We start from the raw sequence: 16532 nt of genomic DNA, 5'->3' as shown, positions 1-16532 counted from the left end.
GCTAGGGTCGGCGATGACGCCCCCCGCCGCAACCCGCCATGGGTCATGGTCGGCGCAGGCAGGACTTCCGGCGCTTGCGGCCGGCGTCCACCGATGGCGCCATGGACCCATCAAACCCGAAGAGCGATGCGATGCGCCTGCGCCAGCTGTGGATCTTCGTAGCCCTGGCGGGTGCCGTGCTGCCCGCCGCCGCCGGATGCCCGCCACCCGGGCAGGATGCCGCGTCGCTGGCGACGCTGAAGGCGCAAGGGTTCAGCCAGCCCGATCCCGCCGCGAGGCGGACCCTGGCGATGGGACTGGTGGACTGCCTCGGCGACCGCGATCCCGCGCTCCGCGACGGCATCGCCTACGAGGCCCTGGCCCACTGGATGCGTGCCGGCGACTTCGACGCCGAGACCCTGCGCGCGCTGCAGGCGGCACTGCGCCGGCAGTTGGCGGCTCCCGACCCGGATGGCGTGCGGCATCCGTTCGCGGCGCTGGTGCTGTCCGAAGTCGCGCGCACCGATCGGGTCGCGCCATGGATGTCGGCCGGTGAACGCGACGCGATGCTCGCCGATGCGGCGGGCTACTTGTCCGGGGTGCGCGACTACCGTGGCTTCGAGGCCGGGATCGGCTGGCGCCACGGGGTGGCGCATGGCGCGGACTGGCTGATGCAACTGGCGCTCAATCCGGCGCTGGATGCCGCGCAGTTGCAACGCATCCTCGATGCGGTGGCGACGCAGGCCGTCCCCGCCGCCGGCCATGCCTACGTGTTCGGCGAGGCGGGCCGGCTCGCGCGCCCGGTCGCCTGGGTGGCCCGGCGCGGCGTGCTCGCGCCGGAAGCGTGGACGCGCTGGTTCTCCGGCTTGCGCACCCGGCTCGGGCCGATGCCGGCCGGCGGGGACGTCGCCTGGCTGGCCCGCAAGCACGACCTCGATGCGCTGCTCGCCGCCCTCTACCTCGAGGCCGACCAGGGCCAGAACGAAGCCCTGCGCGCGCTGAAGCCGGCGATCGCGGCGACCTTGGCCGGCGACTGAGCCGACCTCAGCCTTCGTCCTGCTCGAACTCGACCACGATGTCGAGGTCGAAGGCCAGCGCCTCCACCGCCTCGCGGACCTTGCGCGCGGTGGCCTCGTTGGGCGCGTCGACCTCGAGCTCGTGCGTGTCCGGGCCCTGCACGTCGCTGAGCCCGGCGGAGCTGGAATCGGCATCGTCCATGTGCGGCATCAGGTCGTCGACCTCCTCGACGTGCTCAATGCCGTCCAGGCTCTGCAGCAGGTTGGCGATCGCGCGGACATCGTCGTCGCGGCCGGTGAGGCGCAGGCGCAGCAGGGGCATGGGGTGGCTCCATCGTGGGGGGACGGGCCACGCTAGGCCCCGTGGTGCAAAGGCGGGGTGAGGGCTGGACGCGCCCGCGCCCGCCACGTAGATTCGACGCGGGGATTCGCAAAACTGAACGGGCCCGCCCTGCGGGCCACGGGGTGCTGTTTGGGCGCAGCGGCTGGTCGCGTGGTGTCGGTGGAGGCGTCGCTCGCCGAGGCGCACGGCCGCCTCGACGTCGACCCCGCCGCAGCGGAGGCGCTGGCCCGCAACGTGCTGGCCGCCCATCCCGGGCATCCCGGCGCGCGCTTCCTGCAGGCCTGCGCATGGCTGGCGCAGGGACAGGCCGAAGCCGCCACGACCGCTTTGCAGGCGCTGGCCGGCGAGCAGGCCGGCTCGGCGCAGGTGCACTGGATGCTGGCGCGCGCATTGGCACGGACCGGTCGACGCGACGATGCGATCGAGGCCCTGGCCGAGGCCGCGCGGCTGGCCCCGGCGATGCCCGGCGTGTGGCTGGCACTGGCCGAACGCCGGCGCGAGGCCGGCGATGCCGCTGCGGCGGAGGCCGATTACCTGCGCCACGTGGCGCAGGCGCCGGCGGATCCCGAGCTGATGGCGGCGGCGCAGGCGCTGGCCCACGATCGCCTGCCGGAGGCCGAACAACGCCTGCGGAAGCGATTGAAGCGGCAGGGCAACGACATCGCGGCGATGCGCATGCTCGCCGAACTCGGCCTGCGCGTGGGCCGCAACGAACAGGCGCAGGTGCTGCTGGAACGTTGCCTGGCGCTGGCCCCCGGCTTCGGCGCGGCGCGGCGCAACCTGGCGTTGGCGCTGGATCGCGGCAACCGCCACGCCGAAGCCCTGCTGGAACTCGACACCCTGCTGCACGACGAGCCCGACGACGCCGGCCTGCGCAACCAGAAGGCCGTCGTGCTGGGCAAGCTGGGGCAGTACGGCGACGCGATCGGGCTGTACGAGGGCCTGCTCCGCGAGCGTCCGCTGGATCCGCGGATCTGGCTGAGCCTGGGCCATGCGCTGAAGACCGAAGGCCATCGCGACCGCGCGATCGCGGCCTACCGGCGCGCGACCGAGCTGCAACCCGGCTTCGGCACCGCGTGGTGGAGCCTGGCCAACATGAAGACCGTGCGCCTGGATGCCGGCGACGTGGCGCGCATGCGCGCGGCGCTGGCGGCGGGCGGGCTCGACGACGAGCAGCAGCTCAACATGCAGTTCGCGCTGGGCAAGGCGCTGGAGGATGCCGGCGATCCCGCCGGTGCCTTCGCGCACTACCGCGACGGCAACGCGCGGCGGCGCCGGCAACTGCCCTACGACGCCGGCCTTAACCGCGAGCGCCGGCAGCGCGCCGAGCGCCTGTACACCCGCGAGTTCTTCGCCCGCCGTGCTGGCGCCGGTCACCCCGCGCGCGACCCGATCTTCATCCTCGGCATGCCGCGCGCCGGCTCGACCCTGCTCGAGCAGATCCTCGGCAGCCACCCCGAGGTGGAAGCCACGATGGAGTTGCCGGAGGTCATCGCGATCACGCGCGACCTGCGCCTGGGTGCGACGTCGCCGTCCACCACCTCCTACCACGACGTGGTCGAGGCGATGCCGGCGGAGGCCTTCGCCGCGCTCGGCGAGCGCTACCTCGCGCGCACCCGAGTGCAGCGCCGCACCGCCGCCCCGCTGTTCATCGACAAGATGCCGAACAACCACGCGCACGTCGGCCTGATCCACCTGATGCTGCCGAACGCGCGCATCATCGATGCCCGCCGCCACCCGATGGCCTGCGGCTTCTCCAATTTCAAGCAGCACTTCGCGCGCGGCCAGGCCTTCAGCTACGACCTCGCCGACATCGGCGCCTACTACGCCGACTACGTCGCGTTGATGGCGCACTTCGACGAGGTCCTGCCGGGGCGCGTGCACCGCGTGGTCTACGAGGACCTGGTGGCCGATACCGAGGCCCAGGTGCGCGCCTTGCTGGATTACTGCGGGCTGCCGTTCGACGCACGCTGCCTGCGCTTCTTCGAGAACGGGCGCGCGGTGCGCACCGCCAGCTCCGAACAGGTCCGCCAGCCGATCTACCGCGAGGGCGTTGACCACTGGCGGCAGTTCGAGCCCTGGCTCGGCCCGCTGGCCGATGCGCTGGATCCCGTGCTCGACCACTACCCGGCGGCCCCGCCCGCCGTCGCTTCGCGCCACCCAGCTGTCGACAACCACCGTTCGTAACCTTTTGGGGACCATGCCATGCGCCACCGCACCACATGCAAGACCCCGCAACACCGGATCGGCAGGATGCCGTTGGCCGCCGCGATCATCGCCGCGTTGTGCAGCCCGCTGGCGATGGCCCAGGAGGCGCCCGCCCAGCAGGAGCAGAAGGACCGCGCCGTCACCCTCGACGCGGTGACCGTGACCGCGCAGAAGCGCGAGGAGAACCTGCAGAAGGTGCCGATCAGCATGCAGGTGCTGGGCACCCAGCAGCTGCAGGAACTGCAGGTGCGCGACGCCGAGGACTACCTGCGGCTGATGCCCAGCGTCTCGCTGGAGACCGCCGGCCCTGGCTTCGGCCAGGTGTACATGCGCGGCGTGGCCAGCGGCGGCGACGGCAACCACTCCGGCTCGCTGCCCAGCGTCGGCATCTACCTCGACGAACAGCCGATCACCACCATCCAGGGCGCGCTGGACCTTCACGTGTTCGACCTCGCCCGGGTCGAGACCCTGTCCGGCCCGCAGGGCACGCTGTATGGCGCCAGCTCGCAGTCGGGCACCATCCGCCTGATCACCAACAAGCCCGATCCGTCCGGCTTCGCCACCGGCGGCGGCATCGAGCTCAACTCCGTTTCGCACGGCGGGCTGGGCTACGTGACCGAGGCCTTCGTCAACGTGCCGTTGAGCGAGCGCTCGGCATTGCGCGTGGTCGGCTGGAACAAGAAGGACGCGGGCTACATCGACAACGTGTTCGGTTCGCGCACCTACCCGTACTGGGATGCCGACACCGGCCACGGCACCGACGACAACCGCGAGGTCGCCGAGGACGACTACAACTGGGTCGAGACCACCGGCGCGCGCGCCGCGCTGCGCTTCGACCTGGACGACAGCTGGACGATCACGCCGCAGTTCATGGCGCAGAAGCAGATCGTCAACGGCGCCTTCGCCACCGACCCGCAGGTCGGCGACTACGCGCTCACCCACTTCTACAAGGAGTACTCCGAGGACAAGTGGTGGCAGGGCGCGCTGACCGTGACCGGCAAGGTCGGCAACTTCGACCTGACTTACGCGTTCTCGCACCTCAAGCGCGACGACTTCATCGACCAGGACTACAACGACTACGGGTTCTGGTACGACGCCGTCGCCGGCTACGGCGCGTACTTCTGCAGCCAGTTCGACCCGGATGCGTTCATGTGCGCGCCGGGCGGTTCCACCAACCCGTCGCAGTTCATCCATGGCGTCGACGGTTACAGCAAGACCAGCCACGAGCTGCGCCTCGCCTCGCCGCAGGACCAGCAGTTCCGCTTCGTCGCCGGCGTGTTCTGGCAGGACCAGAAGCACGACATCGAACAGCGCTACATGATCAACGACCTAGACCCGCAGCAGTGGGTGACCGGCTGGCCCGACACCATCTGGCTGACCCAGCAGGATCGCCGCGACCGCGATTCGGCGGTGTTCGGCGAGGTGTCGTACGACATCACCGACAAGCTCACCCTGACCGCGGGCGGCCGCTACTTCTGGGTCGACAACAGCCTGAAGGGCTTCTTCGGCTACGGCGACTGGGGCTGGAGCTCGTCCACCGGCGAGGCCGGCTGCATCTCGCAGGACGACTACGAGGGCGCGCCCTGCCTGTCGTTCGACAAGCGGGTCAAGGAAAACGACTTCCTGGGCAAGATCAACCTGAACTACCAGATCGACGACAACAAGATGGTCTACGCGATCTGGTCGCAGGGCTACCGCCCGGGCGGCATCAACCGCCGCGGCACCCTGCCGCCGTACCTGTCCGACTACCTCGACAACTTCGAGTTCGGCTGGAAGACCACCTGGCTCGACAACCGCCTGTCGTTCAACGGCGCGGTGTTCGAGGAGCGCTGGAAGGACTTCCAGTTCTCGATTATCGGCCCGAACGGCCTGACCGAGATCCGCAACGCCAACCAGGCGCGCATCCGCGGCCTCGAGCTCGACGTCAACTGGGCGGTCAACTACAACTTCCGCCTCGGCGCCGGGCTGTCGCTGTACGACGCCGAGCTGACCAAGGACTACTGCGGTTGGACCGATGCCAACGGCAAGCCGGTCACCAGCTGCCCGAACGGCACCCTCAACCCCGATGGCGACGCGGTCCTCGGCCCGCAGGCACCAGCCGGGACCCGCCTGCCGGTCACCTCCAAGGGCAAGGGCTTCCTGACCGGCCGCTACACCTGGGACGTCGGAGCCGCCGAGTGGTACGTGCAGGGCGTGGTCGCGCACGAGGGCAAGCGCAGCACCGACCTGCGCGTGGCCCCGCAGTTCCCGGGCGAGGTCACCGCCTACGCGGTGAAGGGCGACCTGCCGGCATGGACGACGATGGATGTCTCCGCTGGCTTCCGCTGGGAGAACTACACGGTCGACTTCTACATCAAGAACGTGACCGACGAGCGCGTGGTCCAGGGTCGCTTCACCCAGTGCCCGGAATCGATCTGCGGGGCCAGCGGCGTGGTCGCCGAGTACCCGAACGGGCAGGTGTACGAAACCATCGGCCTGCCGCGCCTGATGGGGATCCGCTTCGGCTGGAACTTCTGACCCGGCTCGCCACTGCAAGGCATGGACGGCCGCCGCAAGGCGGCCGTCCCGTCATGGGGCCTGCGGTTCGCCGCGCACGCGCACCACCGTCGCGGTGCAGGGCGCCTCCGCCACCACCCGCGCCGACACGCTGCCCAGCATCCGGCGCACGCCGGTGAGCCCGCGCGCGCCGAGCAGGATGTGGTCGACGTCGGCGGTGCGGGCGTACTCAACCAGCGCCTCGGCCGGGTCGTGTGCTTCCAGCACGTGGAAGGTCACCCGGTGTTCGTCGAGTTGCAGCGGGCGCACCCAGTCGCGCAGCGCGACCAGCCGCTTGACGTGGCGGTTGCGCCCGGCGGCATCGAGGTTGCTGTCCATGCCGATGCGCGCGGTGCGCATCACCGTCACGCAGGCGAGGCGCGCACCGGGCGTGGTCTGCAGGGCCCGCTGCACGCTCTCGTGCAGGGCGCGGCAGAGCGCCGGGTCCTCGTGCTTGAGGTCGATCGCCACCATCAGCAGCGGCGCCTGCGCGAGGTGCTGGGTGGCCGGTGCCGCCAGCGCGCGTTCGCGGGTGTAGCGCCCGAACCAGCGTCGCGCCACCGCGAGGCGGCCGTCGCGGCGGGTGCGCCCGGCGCGTTCGGTCAGCGGCACCTGCTCCGGATGGCGCAGGTCGAAGGCCAGTTGCGCGGCGGTCGGATAGCGCGCGTCCGGATCGACCTCGAGGCAGCGCAGCACGATTTCCTGCAGCCAGCGCGACAGGTCCGGCTTGAGCGCGCGCGGTGGTGGCGGGTCGCGGTACAGCCGGCGCTTGAGGCCGCCTTCGCCGGTGGGGTTGCCGAACGGGCGTTCGCCGGTGGCGAGGTGGTAGAGCGTGACCCCGAGCGCGAACAGGTCGCTGCGCGGGTCGTTGCGCACGCCCAGCACCTGTTCCGGGGCGATGTAGGGCCCGGTGCCGATCGGCACGTGGAACTGCTCGGCCAGCAGGTCGGGCAGGTGCTGGTGGTGCGACAGGCCGAAGTCGATCAGCACGATGCGCGCCTCGCCACCCGCCTCGGCGGGGCGCAGCAGCAGGTTGCTCGGCTTGACGTCGAGGTGCACCGCGCCCTGCCGGTGCAGGTCCTGCAGCGCGGTCGCGGCGAGGGCGCCGAGCGCGGCCACGCGTTCGGCCGGCAGCGGAGCCTGCTCGAGCAGCGGGCGCAGGGTGTCGCCGGGGACCTGTTCCATCACCAGCCAGGGCTGGTCCTCGAAATCGCCGCTGGCGACGAAGCGCGGCACGTGCGGGCCCGCGAGCACCGGCATCAGCATGCGTTCGACCTCGAAGCCGACGATCTGGGTCGCGGCTTCTCCGTAGCCGATCCGCGGCAGCTTCATCAGCAGCGGCCCGGGATGGTCGGGATGCGCGACCCGCCACAGCGTGGCCATGCCGCCCTGGTGCAGTGGCGCGAGCAGTTCGAAGCCGTCCAGCTGCATGCCTTGCGCGAGTTTCACCGGCATCTCATTGGCCTCCCGCCAGGCGTCGTGCGAGTTCCGCCGGCAGTCCCGCGGCGAGGATGCGCGCGGCCACCGCGTCGTGGTCGTATGGCACGCGCAGGAAGGTCAGGCTGCGCGCGCGGGTGTCGAGCAGGGCGCAGGCCGCGGCGGGATTGCCGTCGCGCGGCTGCCCGCAGGCACCGGGGATCGCCAGCCAGCGGCGCGCCGGCGCCAGCGGCATCGCGAACCCGGGTTGTGGGGTGAAGCAGGCGGCCTGCCCGGCCTGGCCGTGGTACAGCGCGGGCGCGTGCTCGTGGCCGCAGAAGGTGAGCCAGGCATCGGTCGCGGCCAGGCTGTGGGTCGCCGCCAGCCGCGAGTTCACGTAACCCCAGGCCGCCGGCGCATGCGCGTTCGCATGCACGTACAGGCGATCTTCCTCGCGCACCGACAGCGGCAGGTCTCGCAGCCACGCGCGTTGCGCCTCGGTGAGTTGCGACCGGGTCCAGTCGACCCCGAAGCGCGCCGAGGCATGCATGCGCTCGCCTGCCGCGGTGGCCACGGCTTCGTCGTGGTTGCCGCGGACCACGACCGCGCCGCGGGCCTGCGCCTCGTGCGCGAAGTCGACCACCCAGGCCGGGTCGGGACCGTAGCCGACGAGGTCGCCGAGCAGCACCAGCTGGTCGTGGCCGGCCTTCTCGAGCTTGCGCAGGCAGGCTTCCACCGCGTCGCGGTTGGCGTGCAGGTCGGCGAGCAGGGCGATGCGCATCGCCCCAGCCTAGGCCCGGCGCGCGCGCGGGGCCATGCTGCCTTGGTCGTAGGTCAGCCCTTCGGCGGCGTGCGCACCGGCAGGGCGACGTTGCACAGGTCGATGTGGCCGGCGGGGACGGTGTAGAAATCGTCGACCCGGTTGCGCCGCGCCTCGGTGGCGTCGCGGAAGGCCTGGCTGTCGGTGCGCAGCAACTGCAGCGGCGTGCGTTCGGCCACCGGGACGTCGCTGGCCAGCTTGACCGAGACGATCGGCGCGCGCTGTTCGGGCTTCTCGTAGAAGCCCATCGGGTCCGGGCCGCGCGGCACCACGCTGAGCAGCTCCATGCCCTTGACCACCCGCCCGACCACGCTCAGCTGGTGGTCCAGCGCGCGCGGGGCCTGGCCGATGATCGCGTAGAGCTCGGCGCCGAGGCTGCTGTCGGGCGCGTTGTTGCGGCCGGCGCCGACCACGCCGTAGCAATGCGCGATCCACGCCTTGCCCGCCTTCGGATCGCGCGCGGCGGGGAAGCCGTCGATGAAGCCGACCTCGGGCGCCCAGCCGTCGGCGTCGGGCAGGCGGTCGAAGCGCACGCCCTTGTCGCTGCGGGTGAATTCCGCCGGCAGGTGGTCGCGGGCGCCGGCGGGGAAGGGCTTGGCCTTGGCCTTGTCGTCGCCGTCGGCATCGCCCCATTGCACGACGAAGTTGTCCTGCGAGCGGTAGATCGCCAGCCCGTCCCAGAACCCACCCTTGGCGAGGGCCTTGATGTTCGCCACGTGCTCGGGCGCGAAACCCGGTGCCAGTTCGATCACCACCCGCCCGGCCGGCAGCTCCATGTACAGCGTGTTGGCGGGATCGAGGTCGCGCCAGGCGCTGGCCGGCGCGGCATCGATGATCTCCTTGGCCGACTTGCGCTTCGGCGGCGTGGCGGCGTCCTGCGCCAGGGCAGGCGTGGCGACGGCGAGGGCGAGGGCGGCGGCGAGCAGGCGATGGCGCATGGCGGGGCTCCGGGGCGAAAGCCGAAGCATAGCCGGGGACGCGGGCCCGCCCAGCCTCGGTCAGTGGCGGGCGCGCTTGCGCCCGCTGCCGGATGTCTTGCCGCCGCCGTCCTGCTTGTTGACCGTGGCCCAGGCGATGCGCTCGGCCTGTTCGCGGGTATGCCCGCGATCCAGCTCGCTCTCCTCGATGTGCTCGGCCTGGCGCTTCCGCTTGTCGGTGTAGGCGGATTTATCGCCGCGTGGCATGGCCATGCTCCGGACGGGAGGTTCGGGTCTGGCCCGAAAGCGGTTGGCATCGGGTGAGGGTGACTACTGGCATATTCACTATATCGAAATTGACAGTAGTGTTCGCTCCAACCTAGATCGGAGTCCTCGCATGGACGAGCCCCTGCTCCGCAAATTCCACAAGGAGCTGAGCGCCGGCACCGTGTCGCTGGCCCTGCTGGCGGTGGTCGCGGCTTCGGCCGAGCCGCTCTACGGCTACCAGATCGCCAAGCGGCTGGAGCAGACCGGCGACGGCGTGCTGGCCGGCAAGCAGAGCGCGCTGTACCCAGTGCTGCGCAACCTGGAGGGCGCCGGCCTGCTGGACAGTTTCGTCGAGCCGTCGGTCAGCGGCCCGCCGCGTCGCTACTACCGGGCCACCCCCGCCGGGCGCGATGCCCTCGTCGACTGGAGCGCCGCCTGGCGCGCCACCCGTGATTCCCTCGATGCCGTCCTCAAGGATGCCGCCGCATGAACGCCGACCTGCCCACCACCATCCCCGCCTACCTGGAACGCCTGCGGCACGCGTTGGCCGGATGCGACCCGGCGCTGGCCCAGGACGCGCTGTACGACGCCGAGGACTACCTGCGCTCGGAACTGGCCGCCCACCCCGGCAAGTCCGAGGCCGAGGTGATCGCCGCGGTCGCCGGCAGCTACGGCGCACCGGACGAGGTCGCCGACATCTACCGCGACACCGAGGCCAGGGTGCAGACCGCGCTGCGCCCGCCCGCGCCGCCGGTGCGCAAGTCGCTGGCCGGGCGCTTCTTCGGCGTGCTGGTCGATCCGCATGCCTACGGCGCGTTGTTCTACATGCTGCTCGCGGTGGCGACCGGCACCTTCTACTTCACCTGGGTGACCACCGGCGCCAGCCTCTCGCTGGGCCTGGCGATCCTGATCATCGGCATCCCGTTCGTGATCCTGTTCATCGGCGCGACCCGCGTGCTGGCGCTGGTCGAGGGCCGCATCGTCGAAGTCATGCTGGGCGAACGCATGCCGCGGCGGCCGCTGTACGTGGACACCAGCCTGCCGGTGCTGCAGCGGATCGGGGCGATGTTCACCGATCCGCGCACCTGGGGCACGATGCTGTACTTCCTGCTGATGCTGCCGCTGGGCATCGCCTACTTCACCCTGGCCGTGGTCGGGCTGGCGATGTCGCTGGCGTTCATCGCCACCCCGGTGCTGGTGGCGTTGGGCTACGCCGACCACGTGGTGGTCTGGCACGACGCCTCGCTGGTCGACGAGCGCTGGGCGGTGGTCCTGCTGCCGGTGCTGGGCGCGCTCTTGCTGTTCGCCACCCTGCACGCCGCGCGGCTGGTCGGCCGCCTGCACGGCAAGCTGGCGAAGGTGTTGCTGGTGAGCGGCCGGGCGTACTGAACGTCGCGGACCGGGCCTGCCCGTCAGCGACGGGCAGGCTTGCGCGCCGCTGCCTTCGGCGGGCGGGTGGCGGCGGCGGACGCGCGCGGGCCCGCATGCGCGGCGATGAAGGCCTTCACCTTCGGATAGACCTGGGTGCGCCAGCGCCGCCCGCTGAAGATGCCGTAATGGCCGGCGCCGGCCGCGGTGAGGTGCTGGCGCTCGGCCGCGGGGATCCCCGTGCACAGCTTGTGCGCCGCGCGGGTCTGGCCCTGCCCGGAAATGTCGTCGAGCTCGCCCTCGATGGTGAGCAGCGCGCAGTCGGTGATCTTCGACGGGTCCACGCGCTCGCCGGCCACGTCCCACAGGCCGCGCGGCAGCAGGTGGTCCTGGAACACCACGCGGATGGTGTCGAGGTAGTACTCGGCCGGCATGTCCAGCACCGCGTTGTACTCGTCGTAGAACTTGCGGTGCGACTCGGCGGAACTGAGGTCGCCCTTGACCAGGTCCTGGTAGAAGTCCCAGTGCGAGGTCGAATGGCGCTCGGGGTTCATCGCCACGAACCCGAGGTGCTGCAGGAAGCCGGGATACACCCGGCGCCCGGCGCCCGGGTAGTTGGCCGGCACGTTGTGGATGACGTTGTTCTCGAACCACCACAGCGGTTGGCGGGTGGCCAGGTTGTTGACCGCGGTGGGCGATTCGCGGGTGTCGATCGGGCCGCCCATCATCGTCATCGAGCGCGGCAGCGGCTCGCCGCGCGCGGCCATCAGCGAGATCGCCGCCAGCACCGGCACGGTCGGCTGGCACACGCTGATCACGTGCAGGTTGTCGGTGCCGATGTGGCGGACGAAGTCCTGCACGTAGCCGACGTAGTCGTCCAGGTGGAACGGGCCGGCGGCCGCGGGGACCATGCGCGCGTCGGTCCAGTCGGTGATGTAGACCTTGTGGTCGGCCAGCAGGGTGCGCACGGTGTCGCGCAGCAGGGTGGCGTGGTGGCCGGACAGCGGCGCCACCACCAGCACGGTGGGGTCGTCCTTCATCCGCGCCAGGCCGTCGGCTTGGTCGTGGAAGCGCTTGAAGCGCAGCAGGCGGCAGAACGGCTTTTCCAGCGCCACGCGTTCGACCACCGGGATCGCCACGCCTTCGACGTCGATCTGGTGGATGCCGAATTCCGGCTTCTCGTATTCCTTGCCCAGCCGGTACATCAGCTCGAACGCGGCCGAGGTCCGCTGTGCGCCGGGCAGGGTCGACAGCCAGCTGTCGGACGAGGCGTACATCTTGGCGCCGGCGTCGGCCCAGTAGGCATAGGGCGCCAGGCTGGCGCGCCAGAGTTCGTGCAGTTGGTACAGCAGCATGGCGTGGATCCGGACCCGTTTTGCGGCATTGCAGCATACCGCATCGCCGTGGACGCGCCGTGGGGGCGGTCACCCGGCTGGCGTCAACCGGGCAGCTCCAGTGCGGTCGCCAGCGGTACCCGCGCCGGCGACAGCCAGCAGTGCGAGCCCAGCGGCTGCAGTCCCACGGCGCGCAGCCGGCGCCGATAGAACGCGGCCGGCCGCGGCTGGAAGTCGTGGTCGTCGCCCTCGGTCTCGTCCTCACGGGCGAACACCTCGATGAAGGCGACGCCCCCGCACAGGTCGGCCAGCGCGGGCAGGCCGCGGTCGAGTTCGCGGGTGGGCAGGTAGTGCAGCACGTCGCTGCAGACCAGCAGGTCGGCCGGTGCGCAGGGGCGCAGCGTGGCGAAGTCACCGAAGCGCGCCAGCCGCAGGTTGCGGATGCGGCCGTGGCGGGCGATGGCGTACTCGCTGGCATCGAAGCCGAGGTACTGCACGCGCGGGCGCAGCTTGCGCAGCGGCGCACGCCAGGCCCCTTCGCCGCAGCCGATGTCCAGCACGCTGCGGATCGGGCGTTCCAGGTGGTATTCCGCGGTGGCCACCGCCAGCGCGACCTTGCGCGCGAGGCGCGCGGCCCCCCCGATGCCCCCATCGCGGTACCAGCGGTCGAAGTAGGCGCGGTCGTAGTGCTTGGTCATCGTGGCATCCTACGAAGATCGACCGGCGCGAGCGAACCGATGGCCTACCTGCTGACCAAGACCCTGCACCTGGTGTTCGTCATCGCCTGGATGTCCACGGTGTTCTACCTGCCGCGCATCCTGGTCAACATCGCCGAGGCCGGCGATGCCGCCGACGTCCGCGCCCGGCTGGTGCTGATGGGGCGGCGGCTGTACCGCTTCGGACACGTGGTGTTCGGCGTCGCCTTCGTGTTCGGGCTCGCGCTGTGGCTGCATTTCGGGATCGCCGGCGGCTGGCTGCACGCGAAGCTGCTGCTGGTCGCGCTGATCCTCGCCCATTTCATCGTCGCCGGGCGCTGGCTGAAGGGCGCCGATGCCGGCAAGCCACTTCCGTCGGCGCGGATGCTGCGCTGGTTCAACGAGATCCCGGTGCTGTTGCTGCTGGTGGTGGTCTGGCTGGTGCTGGCCAAGCCGTTCTGACGCCGGATCGCGTTGGCGTCAGCGCGGCTTGAAATCGCCGGGCGCAGGCAGCGCCACCGGCACGCCATTGGCGTCGCACAGGCCCTTCGCGCACAGCGCCGCGCGCAGCCGCGGGTTGGCCTGCAGCAGGAAGTGGAACACCGTGTTCTCTTCGACGTTGCCGCGCACCGCCTCGCTGCCGGGGCCACGCGCCCAGATGCCGACGTCGTCGCCGCCATGCGTCTCCGACTTCAGCGGATACAGCGACTCCTGCAGGTAGTCCGGATCCTGGGTGTCGACATGGGTGAGGTCGGGCCGGCCATTGCGCGCCGGCTTGACGCCTTCCACCCAGTGCTCGTAGCGCTTCGGGCCCTCCGGCTGGCGGTCGCTGGCGCCGGCGTAGCCCGGGCCATTGGCATAGCTCAGGGTGGTGAAGGGCAGGCCGAGCGCGTCCAGCGCGAACTTGCCGGGCGTGCCGTCCTCGCCGCCCGCGCCCTGGACCTTGCCGAGGATCGGGTTGCCGCGCACCGGGTAGCCGACGAAATTCAAGGTGTGCGAGTGGTCGGCGGTGACGAGCACCAGGGTGTCCTCGGCCGAGGTCATCTCGATCGCGGCACGCACGGCATCGGACAGGCCGATGGTTTCGTCGAGCGCCCGATAGGCGTTGCCGGAGTGGTTGGCATGGTCGATCCGCCCGCCTTCCACCAGCAGCACGTAGCCGTCGGCATCGCGGGCCAACCGGGCGATCGCGGCGCGGGTCATCTCGGCCAGGGTCGGCTCGCCGGCGCCGTCGCCCGGGCGGTCGTGGCCGTAGCGCATGTGGTCCGGCTCGAACAGCCCCAGCAGGGGCTTGTCGTCCGGGGCCGCGCGGAACTGTGCATCGTTCCAGGCGTAGTGGCCGCCCGGGTGGCGACGCAGCCATTCGGCCACCAGGTCGCGACCGTCGCGTCGTGCGCCGGCCTTGTCCGCGTATTCCGGATCGCGCTGGCTGGCCGGCATCAGGTGCATGCGGCCGCCGCCCATCAGCACGTCGGGGCCGGTGCCGAACGGGGTCTCGACCAGTTGTCGGGCGATGTCGATGCAGCCGGCGGCGCGGGCGGCCTCCGGCATCTCGCCATCGCTCTCCCAGTTGCGGTCCGCGCTGTGGCTGAAGGTCGCACCCGGGGTGGCGTGGGTGACCCGGGTGGTGGTGACCACGCCGGTCGCCATCCCGCTGGCCGCGGCCAGTTCCCACAGGGTGAGCAAGGGCGCGGCGCGGGCACCGGCGCAATCGCCGCGGGCGGCGCTCTGGCCGATGCTGAGCACGCCCAGCCGGGTCTTCACGCCGGTGGCCATGGCGCTCATGGTGCCGGCCGAATCCGGGGTCTGCGAATTGGTGTTGTAGGTGCGGCTGAGCGCGGTGGCTGGGAAGTCCTCCCACGACAGGCGCTGCTCCTCGCCACTGGCGCCGCGGCGCTGGCCTTCCAGGATGCGGGCGGCGGCGACCGTGGTCAGGCTCATGCCATCGCCGACGAACAGGATCAAGTTCTTCGCCCGGCCGGACATCGCGCCGCGTGCGGCGGCCTGGGCGGCGCCGTCGCGGAACCACCACGCCGCGGTCTCGCCCTGCGGGCGCTGGATCGCGGGCACGGCGACGTGGATGGCGCCCGTCCCGGTGGTGGGCGTCGACGCATCGCGCGGCGCGATCCCGGTGCAGGCGGTGAGGACGAAGCTGGCGAGGAAGAGGGGAAGCGGCAGGCGGGTGAGTCGAGGCATCCGCCGATTATGACGGGAACGGATGACCGTCATGCTGCATCGTTCCATCGATGGCACTGACGGGTGGGCGGGGCGTCGGGTAAGGTCGCGGTTTGCCCCGCGGGATGCTGCGCATGTTCGACTGGTGGTTCCGGATCCGGTTCTGGAAGCGGGTGGTGCTGGGCTTCGTGCTCGGCGCGCTCGCCGGCTGGCTGTTCGGCCCCGATGCCGAACGCTGGTTCGGGCCGCTGGGCGACGTCTACGTCAACCTGATCAAGATGATCGCGATCCCGCTGGTGCTGTTCGCGGTGATCAGCGCGGTCTCGTCGCTGCATGGCAAGCAGTCGGTGGCGGCGCTGGGCGTGCGCACCTTCCTGTGGTTCGCGATCACGGCGGTGCTGGCGGTCGCGGTGGGCCTGGCGGTGGGGCTGGCGATGAAGCCCGGCGCCGGCGTCGACGTCAGCGCGCTGCAGGTGGCCTCGGACTACAAGCCCAAGGACGTGCCCGGCCCGCTGGACGTGCTGTTCAACATCGTCCCGCAGAACCCGTTCCGCGCGTTCGCGGCGATGGGGACCGGCACCACCGCGGACGGCCTGTCGGTGATGGTCCCCAGCAACTACACGATCCTGCAGGTGATCTTCTTCGCCGGCCTGGTCGGCTTCGCGCTGGTGCGGATCGGCGACAAGGGCACGCAGCTGCGCGCGCTGGTCGCCGAGGCGAACGCGCTGATGATCCAGGTCACCCGCTTCGTGCTGGAGTTCACCCCGCTGGGCACCTTCGGCCTGATCGCCGCGCTGGTGGGCGGCTACGGCTTCGAGAAACTGCTGCCGCTGGGCCAGTTCGTGGTGGCCTTGTACGTCGCCTGCGCCCTGCACATCGCGATCGTCTACAGCGGCCTGCTGCTGGCGCACGGGCTCAACCCGCTGAAGTTCTTCCGCGGGGCCTCCCCGGCGATGCAGGTGGCGTTCGTGGCCTCGTCCAGCTTCGCCGCGCTGCCGCTGTCGTTGCGCAGCGCGATCCACAACCACGGCGTCGACAAGGACTACGCGGCGTTCGCGGTGCCGCTCGGCGCCAGCATCAAGATGGACGGCTGCGGCGCGATCTACCCGGCGCTGGCGGCGGTGTTCATCGCCCAGTACACCGGCATCGAACTCAGCGCCTCGCAGTACTTCATCATCGCGCTGGCCTCGGTGCTCGGCAGTTTCGGCACCGCGGGCGTGCCGGGCACCGCGGTGATCATGGCCACGGTCGTGCTCAGCGCGGCCGGGCTGCCGCTGGAGGCGATCGGCTACCTGTACGCGATCGACCGCGTGCTGGACATGATGCGCACGATGACCAACGTCACCGGGCAGATGCTGGTGCCGGTGCTGGTCGCGCGCGAGACCGGCCTGCTCGAACGCGAGACCTACGAAGCCGCGCCGACCAACCTCGGCCTGGAGGGCGACGGCCGCGCCTGACG

15 protein-coding genes are annotated in these 16532 nt (G+C 71.1%); 7 read left to right on the top strand and 8 right to left on the bottom strand.

Annotated features, from left to right (window positions below; all coding sequences use genetic code 11):
• Positions 1-101 precede the first annotated feature (101 nt).
• On the top strand, positions 102-1016 hold the full coding sequence (locus tag ON759_RS12870; RefSeq protein ID WP_271680793.1) for a DUF2785 domain-containing protein: 915 nt from the start codon (positions 102-104) through the stop codon (positions 1014-1016).
• 7 nt (positions 1017-1023) lie between these two features.
• Here the strand turns inward: ON759_RS12870 and ON759_RS12865 are convergent, their stop codons facing one another.
• The gene (locus tag ON759_RS12865; protein WP_271680792.1) at positions 1024-1317 is read right to left on the bottom strand and encodes a hypothetical protein; all 294 of its coding nucleotides are present in this window, start codon (positions 1315-1317) and stop codon (positions 1024-1026) included.
• A 150-nt stretch (positions 1318-1467) separates the two neighbouring features.
• Between ON759_RS12865 and ON759_RS12860 the strand changes: the two genes are divergently transcribed.
• Both ON759_RS12860 and ON759_RS12855 read left to right on the top strand, forming a co-directional pair.
• Entirely contained in the window at positions 1468-3525 is a 2058-nt protein-coding gene (locus ON759_RS12860) for a tetratricopeptide repeat-containing sulfotransferase family protein (RefSeq protein ID WP_271680791.1), read from the top strand.
• A 66-nt stretch (positions 3526-3591) separates the two neighbouring features.
• Positions 3592-6063, top strand: a complete 2472-nt coding sequence (locus ON759_RS12855) for a TonB-dependent receptor (RefSeq protein ID WP_271680790.1) — start codon at positions 3592-3594, stop codon at positions 6061-6063.
• 51 nt (positions 6064-6114) lie between these two features.
• Here ON759_RS12855 and ON759_RS12850 read toward each other — a convergent pair whose 3' ends face one another.
• Genes ON759_RS12850 through ON759_RS12835 form a run of 4 tightly spaced genes read right to left on the bottom strand, consistent with a single transcriptional unit; the run spans position 6115 to position 9501 of the window.
• Positions 6115-7530 carry a serine/threonine protein kinase gene (locus tag ON759_RS12850; RefSeq protein WP_271680789.1) on the bottom strand — a complete coding sequence of 472 codons (1416 nt, stop codon included), beginning with the start codon at positions 7528-7530 and terminating at the stop codon, positions 6115-6117.
• Positions 7531-7537: 7 nt separating this feature from the next.
• The gene (locus ON759_RS12845) at positions 7538-8278 is read right to left on the bottom strand and encodes a metallophosphoesterase family protein (RefSeq protein WP_271680788.1); all 741 of its coding nucleotides are present in this window, start codon (positions 8276-8278) and stop codon (positions 7538-7540) included.
• Between the two features lie 53 nt (positions 8279-8331).
• Positions 8332-9255 carry a peptidylprolyl isomerase gene (locus ON759_RS12840; RefSeq protein WP_271680787.1) on the bottom strand — a complete coding sequence of 308 codons (924 nt, stop codon included), beginning with the start codon at positions 9253-9255 and terminating at the stop codon, positions 8332-8334.
• Between the two features lie 60 nt (positions 9256-9315).
• Positions 9316-9501 (bottom strand): hypothetical protein, encoded by a 186-nt coding sequence (locus ON759_RS12835; protein WP_271680786.1) that lies wholly within the window; start codon positions 9499-9501, stop codon positions 9316-9318.
• A 130-nt stretch (positions 9502-9631) separates the two neighbouring features.
• Here ON759_RS12835 and ON759_RS12830 point away from each other — a divergent pair, with 130 nt between their 5' ends.
• The gene (locus tag ON759_RS12830; RefSeq protein WP_271680785.1) at positions 9632-9991 is read left to right on the top strand and encodes a PadR family transcriptional regulator; all 360 of its coding nucleotides are present in this window, start codon (positions 9632-9634) and stop codon (positions 9989-9991) included.
• Positions 9988-10890 carry a sensor domain-containing protein gene (locus tag ON759_RS12825; protein ID WP_271680784.1) on the top strand — a complete coding sequence of 301 codons (903 nt, stop codon included), beginning with the start codon at positions 9988-9990 and terminating at the stop codon, positions 10888-10890. Before ON759_RS12830 ends, ON759_RS12825 begins: the two co-directional genes overlap by 4 nt.
• Before the next feature lie 23 nt (positions 10891-10913).
• Here the strand turns inward: ON759_RS12825 and ON759_RS12820 are convergent, their stop codons facing one another.
• Positions 10914-12224 carry a polyhydroxyalkanoate depolymerase gene (locus ON759_RS12820; protein ID WP_271680783.1) on the bottom strand — a complete coding sequence of 437 codons (1311 nt, stop codon included), beginning with the start codon at positions 12222-12224 and terminating at the stop codon, positions 10914-10916.
• Between the two features lie 83 nt (positions 12225-12307).
• Entirely contained in the window at positions 12308-12901 is a 594-nt protein-coding gene (locus ON759_RS12815) for a class I SAM-dependent DNA methyltransferase (RefSeq protein WP_271680782.1), read from the bottom strand.
• 39 nt (positions 12902-12940) lie between these two features.
• Between ON759_RS12815 and ON759_RS12810 the strand changes: the two genes are divergently transcribed.
• On the top strand, positions 12941-13360 hold the full coding sequence (locus ON759_RS12810; RefSeq protein ID WP_271680781.1) for a HemJ family protein: 420 nt from the start codon (positions 12941-12943) through the stop codon (positions 13358-13360).
• Between the two features lie 18 nt (positions 13361-13378).
• Here the strand turns inward: ON759_RS12810 and ON759_RS12805 are convergent, their stop codons facing one another.
• The gene (locus ON759_RS12805) at positions 13379-15094 is read right to left on the bottom strand and encodes an alkaline phosphatase (RefSeq protein WP_271680780.1); all 1716 of its coding nucleotides are present in this window, start codon (positions 15092-15094) and stop codon (positions 13379-13381) included.
• Between the two features lie 104 nt (positions 15095-15198).
• Here ON759_RS12805 and ON759_RS12800 point away from each other — a divergent pair, with 104 nt between their 5' ends.
• Positions 15199-16530: a dicarboxylate/amino acid:cation symporter gene (locus ON759_RS12800; RefSeq protein WP_271680779.1), complete on the top strand. Its 1332-nt coding sequence runs from the start codon at positions 15199-15201 to the stop codon at positions 16528-16530.
• The last annotated feature ends 2 nt before the right edge of the window (positions 16531-16532 follow it).

This window comes from Thermomonas mangrovi, from assembly GCF_028201335.1.
GTDB lineage: Bacteria > Pseudomonadota > Gammaproteobacteria > Xanthomonadales > Xanthomonadaceae > Thermomonas > Thermomonas mangrovi.
Note: the sequence above shows the minus strand (reverse complement) of the source record. Positions and strands in the feature narration are given on the sequence as shown.